The sequence below is a fragment of the Ferranicluibacter rubi genome, from assembly GCF_011603255.1.
Taxonomy (GTDB): domain Bacteria; phylum Pseudomonadota; class Alphaproteobacteria; order Rhizobiales; family Rhizobiaceae; genus Ferranicluibacter; species Ferranicluibacter rubi.
Genome location: NZ_JAANCM010000021.1, coordinates 1 through 14,390 on the forward strand (window position 1 = coordinate 1; position 14,390 = coordinate 14,390).

General features: G+C 64.1%; 11 protein-coding genes. 5 read left to right on the top strand and 6 right to left on the bottom strand.

Annotated elements, in window-relative coordinates; translation table 11 throughout:
* Nucleotides 1-85 precede the first annotated feature (85 nt).
* Complete coding sequence (gene glyS, locus G8E10_RS24365) at nt 86-2,518, top strand: glycine--tRNA ligase subunit beta (RefSeq protein ID WP_167131002.1); 2,433 nt, start codon at nt 86-88, stop codon at nt 2,516-2,518.
* A gap of 7 nt (nt 2,519-2,525) precedes the next feature.
* Nucleotides 2,526-3,023 (top strand): 2-thiouracil desulfurase family protein, encoded by a 498-nt coding sequence (locus tag G8E10_RS24370; RefSeq protein WP_343289875.1) that lies wholly within the window; start codon nt 2,526-2,528, stop codon nt 3,021-3,023.
* A 129-nt stretch (nt 3,024-3,152) separates the two neighbouring features.
* Here G8E10_RS24370 and G8E10_RS24375 read toward each other — a convergent pair whose 3' ends face one another.
* From G8E10_RS24375 to G8E10_RS24390, 4 genes are all read right to left on the bottom strand, one after another.
* Nucleotides 3,153-3,740 (bottom strand): plant virulence effector HPE1-like domain-containing protein, encoded by a 588-nt coding sequence (locus tag G8E10_RS24375; protein WP_167131004.1) that lies wholly within the window; start codon nt 3,738-3,740, stop codon nt 3,153-3,155.
* 98 nt (nt 3,741-3,838) lie between these two features.
* The gene (purD, locus tag G8E10_RS24380; protein ID WP_167131005.1) at nt 3,839-5,107 is read right to left on the bottom strand and encodes a phosphoribosylamine--glycine ligase; all 1,269 of its coding nucleotides are present in this window, start codon (nt 5,105-5,107) and stop codon (nt 3,839-3,841) included.
* A 153-nt stretch (nt 5,108-5,260) separates the two neighbouring features.
* Complete coding sequence (locus tag G8E10_RS24385; RefSeq protein WP_167131006.1) at nt 5,261-7,657, bottom strand: EAL domain-containing protein; 2,397 nt, start codon at nt 7,655-7,657, stop codon at nt 5,261-5,263.
* Nucleotides 7,654-8,697 carry a polyamine ABC transporter substrate-binding protein gene (locus G8E10_RS24390; RefSeq protein ID WP_167131007.1) on the bottom strand — a complete coding sequence of 348 codons (1,044 nt, stop codon included), beginning with the start codon at nt 8,695-8,697 and terminating at the stop codon, nt 7,654-7,656. The genes G8E10_RS24385 and G8E10_RS24390 overlap by 4 nt, the downstream gene beginning before the upstream one ends.
* 264 nt (nt 8,698-8,961) lie before the next feature.
* On the opposite strand from G8E10_RS24390, the gene G8E10_RS24395 reads away from it, so the two are divergent.
* Both G8E10_RS24395 and ubiA read left to right on the top strand, forming a co-directional pair.
* Entirely contained in the window at nt 8,962-9,390 is a 429-nt protein-coding gene (locus G8E10_RS24395; protein WP_167131008.1) for a CopD family protein, read from the top strand.
* A gap of 99 nt (nt 9,391-9,489) precedes the next feature.
* The gene (gene ubiA, locus G8E10_RS24400; protein ID WP_167131009.1) at nt 9,490-10,449 is read left to right on the top strand and encodes a 4-hydroxybenzoate octaprenyltransferase; all 960 of its coding nucleotides are present in this window, start codon (nt 9,490-9,492) and stop codon (nt 10,447-10,449) included.
* A 267-nt stretch (nt 10,450-10,716) separates the two neighbouring features.
* On the opposite strand, the gene G8E10_RS24405 is transcribed toward ubiA, so the two are convergent.
* On the bottom strand, nt 10,717-10,878 hold the full coding sequence (locus G8E10_RS24405) for a hypothetical protein (protein ID WP_165916875.1): 162 nt from the start codon (nt 10,876-10,878) through the stop codon (nt 10,717-10,719).
* 147 nt (nt 10,879-11,025) lie between these two features.
* Nucleotides 11,026-11,592 (bottom strand): DUF6101 family protein, encoded by a 567-nt coding sequence (locus tag G8E10_RS24410; protein ID WP_167131010.1) that lies wholly within the window; start codon nt 11,590-11,592, stop codon nt 11,026-11,028.
* 323 nt (nt 11,593-11,915) lie between these two features.
* On the opposite strand from G8E10_RS24410, the gene G8E10_RS24415 reads away from it, so the two are divergent.
* A complete protein-coding gene (locus G8E10_RS24415) occupies nt 11,916-14,375 on the top strand; it encodes a DUF1217 domain-containing protein (RefSeq protein WP_167131011.1) in 2,460 nt (819 codons plus the stop codon).
* The last annotated feature ends 15 nt before the right edge of the window (nt 14,376-14,390 follow it).

Consider the following 14,390-nt stretch of genomic DNA (forward strand, 5'->3'; position numbering starts at 1 on the left):
AAACCGCGCCTATCATGGTGACTTTTCGCAGCGGGATTGCTAAGGCGACGGGCATCCGTTCGCTTTACCGAAAAGTCTGAGTGCCATGCCCGATCTTCTGCTTGAACTCCGCTCCGAGGAAATCCCTGCCGGCATGCAGCGCAAGGCTGCCGGCGACCTCAAGAAGCTGTTGACGGACGCCATGGTCGAGGCGGGCCTGACCTATGAGGGCGCCCGCGAGTACTGGACGCCGCGCCGCCTGACGCTCGACATTCGCGGCGTCACCGCCCGCTCCGCCGATGTGCGCGAGGAAAAGAAGGGGCCGCGCACCGATGCGAACGAAAAGGCCATCGAAGGCTTTTTGCGCGCCGCAGGCCTCGCCTCCATCAGCGATGCGCATGTCCATTCCGACCCGAAGAAGGGCGATTTCTACGTCGCGCATCTGGTGAAGCCCGGCCGCGCCGCCGAGGAGATCGTCGCCGACGTGATGCCCGGCATCATCCGCAATTTCCCCTGGCCCCGCTCCATGCGCTCGGGCGTCGCCTCCACCCGCCCCGGCGCGCTGCGCTGGGTGCGCCCGCTGCAATCGATCGTCTGCACCTTCGGCCCTGAAAACGAGGAGACCCAGGTCATCGCCTTCGAGGTCGACGGTCTGGTCGCCGGCAACGTCACCTATGGCCACCGCTTCCACGCGCCGGACGCGATCACGGTCCGCCGCTTTGCCGACTATATCGAGAAACTCGAACGGGCCAAGGTCGTGCTGGATGCCGAGCGGCGCAAAGAGATCATCGCCGCCGACGCCGGCAATCTCGCCTTTGCCAGCGGGCTGGAACTGGTCGAGGACCCCGCGCTGCTCGAGGAGGTCGCGGGCCTCGTCGAATGGCCGGTCGTGCTCATGGGCACCTTCGATGAAGGCGACCTCTCGATTCCCTCCGAAATCATCCGCCTGACCATCAAGACCAACCAGAAGTGCTTCGTCACCCGCCGCCCGGGCGAGGATACCCTTTCCAACCACTTCATCCTCGTCTCCAACATCGAGGCGAAGGACGGCGGCAAGGAAATCGTGCACGGTAACGGCAAGGTCGTCCGCGCCCGCCTCTCCGACGCCCGCCATTTCTGGACGCGCGACCAGCGCGACTTGCCCGACTTGGAGACGCTCCGCGCCTCCGCCGAAAAATTCGATCTCGACCTCGCAAAGCCGCTCGACCAGCGCATGGCGAAGCTCGACGCGCTGAACGTGACGTTCCATGCCAAGCTCGGCACCGAGGGCGAACGCGTGCAGCGCATCCGCGCCCTCGCCGCCGACCTCTGCGCCGTCACCGGCGCGGACCCGAAGCTGGTCGATCGCGCCGTGGTGCTCGCCAAAGCCGACCTGCGCACCGAAGCCGTCGGCGAGTTCCCCGAGCTTCAGGGCATCATGGGCCGCAAATATGCTCTGTTGCAGGGCGAAGACGACGCGGTGGCGACGGCGATCGCCGAACACCGCAAGCCCCAGGGGCCGACCGATACTGTACCGGCTGATGCAATTGCATCGACTCTAGCCCTAGCCGACAAACTCGACACTCTTATTGGCTTCTGGGCTATTGAGGAGAAGCCAACGGGATCCAAAGACCCCTATCAGCTGCGCCGCCACGCTTTGGGTGTGCTGAGAATCATGTTCGAGCGGAAGATCCGTGTGAGCCTTTTGCAGGTCTTTGCTTCTCATGGGGCCCGCGTTCTGCAAGATTCGCTTGCGACCATTCAGGATCAAAGCAAAGGCGGCATAGGGGTTCGTGGTCCTCTGAGGAAATTGAGGCCATATTGGGAAGCTCAGGTGATCGAAAAAGCGAAGGAGGGCGTTCACTTGACGCTTCATTCCTTCAAATTTGACTCTGAAGAGTCATCCGACCTCCTCACCTTCTTCCACGACCGCCTCAAGGTCTATCTCCGCGATCTCGGCGCCCGTCACGACCTGATCGATGCCGTGCTTGCGGCCGGCCCCTCATCCGCCCTCCGGGCACCTTCCCCCCGCAGGCGGGGAGAAGGAGAGGAGAGCGCTGAGGGTGCCGCGTCCTTCTCCCCGCAGGCGGGGAGAAGGTGGCCCGAAGGGTCGGATGAGGGGCACGCCGCCGCCACCAACGACGACCTCCTGATGGTCGCTCGCCGCGTCGAGGCGCTGACGGCGTTCGTGACGTCGCAGGAGGGATTGAACCTGCTGGCCGGCACCAAGCGTGCGACGCAGCTTCTGGCGGCCGAGGAAAAGAAGGGTGCTGTTATCACCGACGCTGTCGATCCGGCTTTGTTTGCCCTTCCGGCCGAAGGCGAGCTTTACGCGGCCGTCAGCACCGCGACATCGGACGCTGCCGAAGCCGTCGCGCGCGAGGATTTCCGCTCCGCCATGGAAGCGCTCTCGACGCTGCGCGCCCCCATCGACCGGTTCTTCGCCGATGTCCTCGTCAATGACGAGAACCCGGCGATCCGGGCAAACCGCCTGGCACTTCTCGGCCGCATCCGCGCCGCCACCGGCACCGTCGCCGATTTCTCGCGCATCGCCGGCTGAGCGGGCGGTGGCTGCGCGGGGTAAAATTCTCGTCAGCGCCTGCCTCATGGGCCATGCCGTCCGCTACGACGGCAAGGCCAAGCCGCTGCGCCATGCCAGCCTCGACCGCTGGCAGGCGGAAGGCCGGTTGGTGACGATCTGTCCGGAAATGTCGGCTGGCATGCCGGTGCCGCGTCCCCCCGCCGAAATCGCTGGCGGCCGGAGCGGCGGCGACGTCCTCTCGGGCGAGGCCCGCGTCGTCGAGGCGACCGGCGGCGATATCACCGAAGGTTTCCGGCAGGCGGCGGAAAATGCATTGAAGCTGGCGCTCGAAACCGGCTGCACCCACGCCCTGCTCATCGACGGCAGCCCGTCCTGCGGCTCGCGTATGATCTATGATGGCGGGTTTTCCGGGCGCAAACACGAAGGGGAGGGCGTTGCCGCCGCACTCCTGCGCCGCAACGGCATCCGCGTCTTCGCCGATCACGAAATCGAGGCGCTGGCCGCAGAGATCGACGGCTCCTGATTTTAGGGGAGGGTAGCCCTCAAAAAAATTGCGCCCCTGCTTCTCTCAGGGACGCAATTTTCCGCCTTGATGTAAGGCGCTTGCCCGTCAGGCCTGGAGGCCGGAGAGGGCAGGGACTGGAAGTCAGGATCAGTTTAGCCGAAGCTGAAGGCTTTGCCCATCAAAATCGTGTGAAGATGATTCGGCTTCGGCGGGAGCCTGATCGGCCAACGGCGAAGAGGCCACCGAGGCCGAGGCGATCGAGACCGCGGTCGCGGGGCTCAGCGAGGCCGTCGTCATCGCCGCATCCACCGCCACGTTCATGCTGGTCGCCGCGGCTGCGCCGCCTCCGGCATCGCCTGCCGCCGTTGCGAGAATGGTGAGGGGCGGCATGGCCGGTTCCCCGCGCGCGATCCGGATCTGCTCGTCGGACGCCTTGCTGACGAACGTCACCGGCGAGCCACCCAGCCAGGCTTCCGCCCGGACGAGCTTCATTTCGCCGTTGATATCCTTGACTTCGGTGCGGTCCGTGCCGGGCGCAAGATCGGGCACGACATAGGTCACTGCGCGCGCATCGGGCTTGAGGGCCGGGCAATCCGTGCAGTGCAGCACCGTCACGCTCGGCGCCGATGCCGGCGGTGTGCCGAGATACTCGATCGAAGAGGCGAGCACCGACGACGGCGTCAGGGCCGGGATGGCCGAGGCAAAAGCGAGGCCCGCCAGCAGAAATCCGCGCATAGTCTTCTCCCACAGGTTCGGGAGCACACTACCGGCCGGCCGTTACGGACCCGTCAGGAGAATTGGTAAAGTTTGAATGAACCGCGCGAAAGCGCGTGTCAGACGTTGCGGCCGATCGCGCGCCAGCCGATGTCGCGCCGGCAGAAGCCGTTCTCCCACGAAACCTTGTCCACGGCCGCGTAAGCCGCATCGCGCGCAGCCTCCACGGTGTCGCCAATGGCCGTCACGTTGAGCACGCGCCCGCCGGTCGCAACCAGCGCGCCGTTCTTCAGCGCGGTGCCCGCGTGAAACACCTTCATCGCAGCCTCTTCCGCCGGCAGCGCGGCGATGGGCGTGCCCTTGTCGTAGGCCGCTGGATATCCCTTGGAGGCCATCACCACGGTCAGCGCCGTGTCATCGCGCCACTCGGCCTCGAGCCCGGCCAGCTCGCCGGTGGCCGACGCCAGCAGCAGCGGCAGCAGGTCGCTCTTCAGCCGCATCATCAGCACCTGGCATTCCGGATCGCCGAACCGCACATTGTATTCGATCAGTTCCGGGCCCTTTTCGGTGATCATCAGCCCCGCAAAGAGAACGCCTTCGAAGGGGTGCCCGCTCTCGGCCATGCCGGCGAGCGTCGGCTCGATGATCTCGCGCATCGTGCGCTCGACCATTTCGGCGCTCATCACGGGCGCGGGGGAGTAGGCGCCCATGCCGCCGGTATTCGGCCCGGTATCGCCGTCGCCGACGCGCTTGTGGTCCTGCGCCGAGCCGAGCGGCAGAGCGTTGGTCCCGTCGCAAAGGCAGAAGAAGCTCGCTTCCTCGCCATCGAGAAAGGCCTCGACCACGACTTCGGCACCGGCCGCCCCGAACGCGCCGGAGAAGCAGTCCTCCACGGCGGCAACGGCCTCCTCGACGGTCATGGCGACGGTGACACCCTTGCCGGCCGCAAGCCCGTCCGCCTTGATGACGATCGGCGCGCCCTGCGCGTGGATATAGGCGATCGCCGCGGCGGCGTCCGTGAACCGGCGATAGGCGCCGGTCGGAATGCCGTAGCGGGCGCAGATATCCTTGGTGAAACCCTTGGAGCCCTCGAGCTGGGCCGCCGCCTGGGAAGGGCCGAAGACGAGGATGTTTTCCGCGCGCAGCATGTCGGCAAGGCCCGCGACCAGCGGCGCCTCGGGGCCGACGACGACGAACTCAATGCCGGCGCTGAGGCAGAAGGACAGGACCGCCTCGTGGTTCTCGACGTCGATCTCGATCAGCGTTGCCACGTCCGCGATACCGGGATTGCCGGGCGCGGCAAAAAGCTGGGTGAGGCGAGGCGACTGGGCCAGTTTCCAAGCCAGGGCATGTTCGCGCCCGCCCGAACCGATCAGCAATACCTTCATCGTGTCTCGTCCTTGAAACAATGGGGGAAGCAACCGGGGAAGCAACCGTGCTGTTGCGGTTAAGGCGGCGCTCCCCCCGGGTCAAGGAAAAACGCCCGCTATCCCGTGCCGCCACGGCTGCCGGGGCATGTCACGCGGGAATGTCTGCCGTCTTTACAGGAGCCGCAGCGTGCCCTGCTTGCGCGGGCCGATCATCGCCCCATGCTCGTCATGCGGTCCCAGTGCCGTCCCGCCCAGCCGGTGCAGCGCCCAGATGCCGAGTTCGTCCAGCGCCAGCGGCTTGGAGATGAGGTAGCCCTGGAAGAAGTCGCAGCCGGCACGGGTGAGGAACGCGACTTTCCGCTCATTGTCGACGCCCTCGCCGATGACCGCCATGCCGCGTGCGTGGCAGAGCGCGATCAGCGCCGTCAGGGCGGGCGAGAGATCCGGCGTCGCCATGGTCTCGACGATCGCCCGGTCGAGCTTGATCGTGTCGGCTGTATATTCGATGATCTGCTGCACGGAGGTATAGCCCGCTCCGAAATCGTCGATGGAAATGCGGAAGCCGCGGCTGCGCAGCGCCTCGATGTTGCGATGCAGCTGGTCGCCGAGCTTTACGGCATAGGTCTCGGTCAGCTCGATCTCGATCCGGTCCGGCGCGATGCCGTAACGGGCAGCTTCCCGCGAGAAATGGTCGCCGATGCTGCGGGAGTGCAGCTCGGCCGAGGAAATGTTGATGGCCAGCACCGCCTGCGGCCCGAACATGTCGCAGATCTTGCCGTAGTCGGCCATGGCACGGGAAACCACCCACCAGTCGATCTTGGTGAACTGGCCGGAGCTTTCCGCAATCGGCACGAACTCGTCCGGCGTCACCCGGCCGAGCGTCGGCGAGGTCCAGCGCAGAAGCGCCTCGCAGCCGGTGACGGCGCCTGCCTGATCCACGATCGGCATGTAGACGAGGTGGAACTGCTCGTCCGGATCGAGCACGCGCAGTTCTTCCTGGATCTGGCGAACCCGGTCGCGCTTGTCCTGCAGATTGCGCGAAAAGCGCGAGGACTGGTTCTTGCCGCTGGTCTTGGCCTGGTACATCGCCGCATCGGCATTGGAAATCAGCGCGGCGACGCTTTCCGCATCGCGCGGGCAGAGGGCGACGCCGATGCTGGCGGTCACGGGATAGATCTTGCCCTGAACCTCGAAACCGTTCGTGAACAGCGCGAGGATCGCGTCGCACGCCTCGCGGATCGCGCCGGTGCCCGGTTCCGCCTGGATGAGCACGGCGAACTCGTCGCCCGACAGGCGCGCGAGCATGGGTTCCGGCAAAGCGCGCTGCTGCATGATGGGTGCCACGGCATCGTGCACCCGCGTTGCAAAGACGCACAGCAGTTCGTCGCCGACCTCGTGCCCATGCTTGTCGTTGACGAACTTGAAGTGGTCGATGTCGATGAAGAGAAGGGCGGCGCTGCCACGGCCGGCGACGGCATCCTGCACGATCCGCCCGGCCAGCACGTTGAACCGGCTGCGGTTCTGCATGCCGGTCAGCGCGTCGGTCCAGGAGGCTTCCTGCACGCGGCGGAGCGCGCTCGACGATTGGTCGTGCAGTTTCTTGATGTTGCCGGTCAGCCGCCCGATCTCGCCATCGCCGCCAGCCGCGACGATCTGTTCGCTCCGCTCGTCCATGACGGCGGTCACCTGCTGGTCGAGTGCGGCGATGGGATCGGTGATGAAGCGGCGGATGAGGGTGATCATCAGACCGATGGAAATGAGGCTCATGCCGATGGTGCCGACGCCCAGCACCAGTGTCAGCTGCCAGAGCGCCTCCGACGCATACGCCTGGGGAACGCGCAGCGTCAGATGCAGCGCCGGGATCAGTTCGACGGAGGCCGAGAGTTCGCCCGGTGCCGCCGTCTTCGGTGCTTCGGGCATGAACAGAGGCTCGGTGCCATATTCGGTCTTCAGCGATCTCAGCATTGCCAGGAACTGGTCTGGCTGGATGGCGACTTGAACCAGGAGCGCCCGGTTCTTGTTGCTCGGCAGCGCGCGGCTGAAGGTCGTGGGGTCGATGAATTCGGAATAGACGACGAGCGGCCGGCTCGTGCCGTCGTTGAGAAAGGTCCAGTTGCGCAGGGCCTCGCTTGCCGACAGCGTCTTTGCAAGCGCCGTTTGCGCCGGGCTGATGTCGGCAAAGGGGTCGTCGCTATTCTCGAAATAATAGCCGATCGAGAGGTCCGGCTGGATGATCGAGAACGAGATATAGGCCCGCATGTCGTCCGACAGCGAGCGGATGGATTCCTGGATGCGCAGCGACAGAGCAGTGTTGCGGTAGCTGGCATCCGGCTCGGATGCGAACAGGCGGACGGCGTTGCCCTCCAGCAGGGAGTAGAGGAAGCTGCGGCTCTGGTTCGCGTCCGTGCGAAACAGCGCCTCGGCATGGTCGAGCTGCTGGAAGATCCGCGCCCGTTCGAGCGACAGCAGGGCCTTGCTTTCCACGACATAGACGAGGCAGGCCGCCAGAAGATATCCGGCAAGCACGATGGGAAAGATCAGGAAGACTGCGCGCTTGCCAAGGGTCACTGGAAATTCGCCATCGCGCTGATGATCCGTCGTCGCGTCTGGATCGAGGAAACCGAAAGCTCCGTCTGGTACTGGCTCCTCTCCATGATGTCGGCGGGCGTATAGATGGCGGGATCGTTCTTCATCGCCTCGGGAAGGAGCGCGAGCGCCGCGGTGCTGGCCGTGGGCATGCCGAGCGTCTGCGCATTCAGGGCAGCGCTCTTGGCGGAGAGGATATGGTCGACCAGCTTCATCGCCTGCGCCTTGCGCGGCGAGGCCGCCGTGACGGCCAGGCAGTCGAGCCAGGACAGCGTGCCCTCCTGCGGGACGGCATAGCGCCAGACGCCGGGTGTGCCCGCCTTCTCGTTCAGCACCTTCTGGTCGCCGCTATAGGCCAGCGCCATGTAGATGTCGCGCCCGTAGTCCGGATTGTCGATGGCGGTGATGACGTAGGTGTAGGTCAGCACGGACGGCGCCTGTCCCTTCATCAGCTCGAAGGCCTGCTTCAGCGTGTCGCTGTCATTGGCATTGATCGATTTGCCGAGCAGGATCAGCGGCGCGATGAAGGCCTCGTTGTGGTCGTCATACATGGCGATGTGCTTTTTCAGCGCAGGTGCCGGTTGCATGAGATCCTTCCAGGAGGTCGGCGTGGTTGTTACCTTGTCGGAACGGTAAACGATCCCCATGGTTCCCCAGAGGTATGGCGCACCATACCCGCCGCAGCGCGACGTCCACTGCGTCGCATAGTCCGTCAGCGACGGCACGTCCTCCGTCGTGAGAGGCGCAAGGACGCCGCGCTTGCCGAAAAGGGCGCTGCCGTTCTCGCCGACGACGGTCAGGTCGATATTGCTGTTGGGGTCGGCGAGGATCTCGTCGCGGGCGTCGCCGCTATCGAAATAGATCTGTCGCACCTCAATGCCGGTCGAGGCCGTCCAGGCATCGAGAATGGCCTGGTCGATATAGGCCTCCCAGATCAGAAGGTTCAGTGTTTCCGCCCGCGCCAGTGTCGTGCAGCTGAAAAGCCCCAGCAAAAGCGCTGTCGCCGCAAGTCCCTGTCGCATCCGGCTTCCCTTCGATCGTCGTGGGGCAGAATAGACTGTAAAACTTGCTGAAACTTTACGGCGCTTTACCGGGAGAACGGGCGCGGTAAAGCCTTGAGAAAGGTCTCGCCGCCCTTACGAAAAGACCTTGCGGAAGACGTCCATCACAGGGCACGGTAGGGGCGATATCGGGTGTTCGCGGCAACGGCCGACGCGCCGTATCGAGACATTGCACAGGGCCATCCGACCGATCCGGGTCGAGGATGGCGCATAGGAGACGTCGCCTTGAGTTATCTTCTGATCAAATCTCTCCACGTCGCCACCATGGTTGCCTGGATGGGCGGCATGGTTCTCCTGTCGGCGATCCATCTCTGGCTGGCGCGGACGCAGTGTCCGCGCACCGACCGCGAGACCGCGGTCATCACAGCCGTCCGGCGCTGGGACGGGCGCGTGACCTCGCCGGCCATGGGTCTGACCTGGCTGTTCGGCCTCATCGCGGCCTGGCAGGGCGCCTGGTTCACGGCGCCGTGGCTGCACGCAAAGCTGCTGCTGGTCGTCCTTCTCTCGGCGCTGCACGGCATGCTCTCCGGCGCGCTGCGCCGCACCGCCGCCGACCCAAGCCGCCTGCCGCCGGCCTTTGCCCGCCATGCCGGCACCATCGTGCTCGTGACCATGCTGATCATCGTGCTTCTCGTCGTTATCAAGCCCTTCTGATCTCCCGATTAAGCCGGCTTGATCGGCGCGTTCAAGCCAGTTTGATCGGTCCGATCAAGCGGCTTGACCGGCCGGGGACGAGACGGCAAACAGGAGGGCATGAACACCATGCCTTCCGATAGCGGGCGCGTCTTCGATGCGCCTTCGACCAACTGGGTCTACCGCATCCTGCCGCGGCCGCTCTGGCCCTATGCGCAGCTTGCTAGGTGGGATAGGCCGATCGGCTGGCAGCTCCTGATGTGGCCGTGCTTCTGGTCGGCAGCACTGGCGGCCAATACGGCCGCGTTGGATGGCACGGCCTCGGTCGGGCGCCTCGTCCTGCATCTCGCTTTGTTTCTCATCGGGTCGATCGCGATGCGCGGTGCCGGCTGCACCTATAATGACATCGTCGACGAGACGATCGACATGGCCGTCGCCCGCACGCGCTCGCGCCCCCTGCCGTCCGGCCGGGTGTCGCGCCGCAACGCCAAGCTGTTCATGGGTTTGCAGGCACTGGTGGGCCTCGTGGTGCTGCTGCAGTTCAACGGCTTCTCGATCGTGCTCGGCATCCTCTCGCTCGGCTTCGTCGCCATCTACCCGTTTGCCAAGCGCTTCACCGACTGGCCACAGTTCTTTCTCGGCATGGCCTTTTCATGGGGCGCGGTCATGGGCTGGGCAGCGGAGTTCGGCAGCCTCGCGGCCGCACCCGTGGTGCTCTACCTCGCCGCCATCGCCTGGACGGTCGGTTACGACACGATCTATGCCTATCAGGACCGCGAGGACGACGAACTCGTCGGCGTACGGTCCACCGCGCGGCGCTTCGGAGAGCGCCCCAAACCCTGGCTGGTCGCACTCTACGGCCTCACCATCGTCCTGCTGTGCCTCGCCTTCGCGCTGGCCGGTGCGGGTCCACTCGCCTACCTCGCGCTCGCCGCCGCCGCCATCATGCTCTTCTACCAGATCCTCGTCCTCGACATCCACGATGCCGGACAATGCCTGACACTCTTCCGCTTCAACGGCATGGTCGGGTTGATCGTGTTTGCAGGACTGGCAGCGGCGTTTCTGGTTCGGCTGGTTTAGGGGGCTTTTTTCGCAGAAGTGGTGTGGGTTTGCTTGGTCTAAAAAGGAAGACCCTCTCTGGCCTGCCGGCCATCTCCCCCACAAGGGGGGAGAAGACTCGGAGCGGGCCGCTCGCTTCATAAGAAACGTTCAAGATGAGAGCTCAGGGCGTCCCCCGAATCCTCTCCCCCCTTGTGGGGGAGATGGCCGGCAGGCCAGAGAGGGTCTTTTTTCCTAGCCCAAACCACCGCCGGACCCGCACCCACACACGCAAAAAAACATACCCGTTCAGGCAGCCGGCCAGTCGTTGGCGGGATCGGGCACGACCTCGTCCTCACCATCGTCGCTATCGACCTTGTTCTGGTCCGCGTCTTTCAGCAACCGTTCGCGCTCGGCCTCCGTCTTCGGGGTTGTCGAGGCGGCATCGTCCGTTGTCTTGTCCGCTGTCATGGCATCCTCCTTGGTGGTTTCACCAAATCAACAGGAACGGCGCCATGATTGTTCCTCTGCAAACCCCACGAAACAAGCTCCCTCCACAAACAAAAAGCCGGCCGCAGGGACGGCCGACTTTTTGCACTGGAGGAGAGATAGGAGATATCAGCGACGCGCGATGATCTCGGAGCCGTCGATCTTCATCGCCACGCCGAGGCTGCCGGTGGCGCGGCGCATCAGGAAGCGCGGGCGGCGCTGGGCGTGAAGCGAATGGCGGCGGCGGGGGACGATCGCATGGGTCTTCACGTCGCCGAGATGGTTGTCGAGCGGCCGGGCGACCCCGTCGGCTTCCACCATCAGCATCGGAATGCGGTAGGCTTCCGACCAGGCGCGCCAGTCGGCGGCGATGTCGGAGAGGTCGTGGGCGACGAGAAGTGGCACGCACAGGTCCGGATCGTCGTGGTGCAGTTCCAGCGTCACCGTCACCTCGCCGTCGCCATGGTCGATGGCACGGGCGGCAACGCCCTTGAAGGCCCGCGCCGGCAGCGCGATGGACAGCGGCAGGCCGCTCGACGGCAGAACCTTGCGCATCACGGCGCCACGTTCGTCGAGGCTGATCGTCACATTGCTCCGGTTGCCCGGCAGCGCAAAGCTGGCATGTTGCGGGAAACGCTTCGGATCGAGCCGCAGTTCGGTATCGACCCATGCAGGTTGAGAAACGGTTTTCAGCATGTCATTTCGCCCTTGTTTTACCTTTGAGAGCCGGTTTCCGGTCTTTTCTCATCGAGACGTTTTCGTCTTCTATGGAGGTCAACATAGGCGGCGCCTGTTTGAGACCGCTTAAAATTCGCGGTTAAAAAACTTTGCATTCCCCGATGGTTAGCAAAGCTCGACGCTTTACGGTTTAGAAGACGTCAACGCGCGACCGCGCATTCTCCGCAAAAAGCCTCGCGCAAGCAGCAGCCGTCATGGTGAAGCGACATGACTGCGGCTTGCCGGCGCGTGCCCTTCGGCGCGTGTCCAGCGCGCGGCGGCGGCAAGCGGCAGGGCGGCAAATGGCATCGACCTATCTCGACTATAATCTCGTCGTTCGAGACATGAAGGAGAGCATCAATCGCATCTCCCAGCAGAAGATGGTCGAGCGCGATACCCAGTATTACAAGGAGAACATCGGCAAGGTCACGACCGTCGATGCCTTCCTCGACGACTACCGGCTCTATTCCTACGCCATGAAGGCCCACGGCCTCGAGGACATGACCTACGCCAAGGCGTTCATGCGCAAGGTGCTGGAAAGCGACCTCAACGACGATGCCAGCTATGCCAACAAGCTGAGCGACGATCGCTATCGCAATTTCGCGATGGCCTTCAGCTTCGACAAGTCGACCACCGTGGCACAGACCGGCGCGCAGGAAGATGCGCTGATCGGTCTCTACAATGCCAATATCGCCAATGCCGACAGCGCGATGAACACGGAAGTGAACTATTTCAACGCAATGACCGTCGGCGGCAATATCAAGACCGTCGATCAGTTCCTGCAGAACGAGCGTCTGCGCGAATACGCCTTCCCGCTTTTCGGGCTGAAGCCCGACAGTTTCGATTTTACGCAGGTGCGCCAGGCCCTGACGAGCGACATCAACGACCCCGCAAGCTACATCAACACGCTGCAACAGACCGCTGCCGACGCGCTGTCGGGTCGCGGAGCGGAGATCCGGGCGACGGTCGTCAAATACGACGAGCGCTCCAGCGCGTCCGCGCAGATCGCGTCGCTGACCGCAAGCCTGTCGCAGCCTGGTGCCGACCAACCGGCCATCCAGGCGAAGATCAATGAACAGCAGGCGATCTACGATGCCCGCAACGCCGAGCTGCCGCCCTTTTCCCAGACGGCGGCCAACGTCGCGGCGCTCTCGTCGGAATATGCGCAGCTGGACTATGCGGGCACCCTCGCCATCAATTTGAAGGCCATGGCGACGGCCTTCAAATTCAATGGCGACGGCACCGCGCCGTCCGCGACCCCGCTCGTGGGCGATGCCGACAAGGCCTCGATGCGCGAGCTGTACTTCGCCTCCGCACCGCGCCTCACGGGCACCGGCGCGCTGATCAACAAGGATTACTTCGAGGCGCACGTCAACGATTTCACGACCGCGACGGACCTGCTGGCCGACAGCCGCATGCGCTCCTTCATCATCACGGCCTACGGCATTCCGCGCGGAACGGGATCGAGCGTGCTCAACGCCATCATCACCAGCGACCTCAACGATCCCGCCAGCTATGCCAATACGACGGGCGCGGAAAACAACGCCGCCTACAAGGTGCTGGCCGCCGGCTTCAACTTCAAGCCGGACGGAACCCTGGCGGCCGGCGACGTACCCCAGACGGCGGCGCAGAAAAGTGCGGCCTCGGCAAACTACATGAACCGCTACAACGATGCGGCGGATGCGACGGATGAGTCCCTGATCTCCGCCTACAAAAAGCTGATCGGCACGGTCACCACCGTCGATGCCCTGCTGAACAACCCGAAGGGCGTGCAGGTCGCGCTCTCGGCTTTCGGCCTGGAGAACGAAGGCAAGAGCGCGCGCGAGCTGCGCAGGATTCTGACCAGCGACGTCAACGACCCGAAGAGCTACGTCAACACGCTGAAGGACGACCGCTACGTCCAGCTGACCAACGCCTTCAACTTCAAGGCCGACGGCAAGGTCGGTGCGCCGAAGCTTGCGCAGTCGGAGTCCGAAATCCTGCAGATCTCCAAGGCCTATGTGGTGGCCAAAGGCCAGTTCGGCACGGAGAAGGACAAGACCGACGCGACGAACGAGGCCAAATACTACGCCGCGCAGATGGAGAAGGTCAAAACGCTCGACGATCTCCTGAAAGATCCGCGCATGACGAACTTCATCCTGGTCGCAACCGGCATCGATCCGAAGACGGTGAAGAAGGACGAGCTGAAGAAGGTCTTCACATCGGACGTTTCCGACCCCAAGAGCTTCATCAACACGGAGGCCGACCCGCGCTACCACGCGCTCGTCGCCTCCTTCAACTTCGATGCGACCGGCAAGACGGTTCGTCCGCAGGAAAACCAGATCCAGACCCGCCGTGGTCTTCTGGAAACGCAGGACCTCTATTACAATCAGACGCTCGAAGAGCAGAAGGGCGAGGACAATGCCGGCGTCCGTCTCGCGCTCTACTTCCGCCGCATGGCGCCCGGTATCGGCTCCACCTTCGACATTCTCGCCGACACTGCCCTGATGCAGGTGGTGCGGACGGCCTACAGCATTCCCGAAGAGATGAGCAGTGCCAACGTCGATGTACAGTCGGAATACATCAAGCGGGTTCTGGACGTTAAGGATCTGCGCGATCCGGAAAAGCTCGAAAAACTGATGAAGCGGTTTACCGCACTTTATGACGTCCAGAACAACACGGACACGTCTCCGGCGCTTGCGATCTTCAACTCGACGGCCGGAAGCGGCGGCATCAGCAGCGAATCGCTGCTCGCCATCTCGCAATTGCGCATGGGTGGCTGAGGACGACGGCCGCCG

What these genes read in the sequence shown, in the direction of transcription:
- glyS (WP_167131002.1), top strand. Translation starts at nt 86, where the DNA reads ATGCCCGATCTTCTGCTTGAACTCCGCTCCGAGGAAATCCCTGCCGGC.
- G8E10_RS24375 (WP_167131004.1), bottom strand. Translation starts at nt 3,740, where the DNA reads ATGCGCGGATTTCTGCTGGCGGGCCTCGCTTTTGCCTCGGCCATCCCG.
- purD (WP_167131005.1), bottom strand. Translation starts at nt 5,107, where the DNA reads ATGAAGGTATTGCTGATCGGTTCGGGCGGGCGCGAACATGCCCTGGCT.
- G8E10_RS24390 (WP_167131007.1), bottom strand. Translation starts at nt 8,697, where the DNA reads ATGCGACAGGGACTTGCGGCGACAGCGCTTTTGCTGGGGCTTTTCAGC.
- ubiA (WP_167131009.1), top strand. Translation starts at nt 9,490, where the DNA reads ATGAACACCATGCCTTCCGATAGCGGGCGCGTCTTCGATGCGCCTTCG.
- G8E10_RS24405 (WP_165916875.1), bottom strand. Translation starts at nt 10,878, where the DNA reads ATGACAGCGGACAAGACAACGGACGATGCCGCCTCGACAACCCCGAAG.
- G8E10_RS24410 (WP_167131010.1), bottom strand. Translation starts at nt 11,592, where the DNA reads ATGCTGAAAACCGTTTCTCAACCTGCATGGGTCGATACCGAACTGCGG.
- G8E10_RS24415 (WP_167131011.1), top strand. Translation starts at nt 11,916, where the DNA reads ATGGCATCGACCTATCTCGACTATAATCTCGTCGTTCGAGACATGAAG.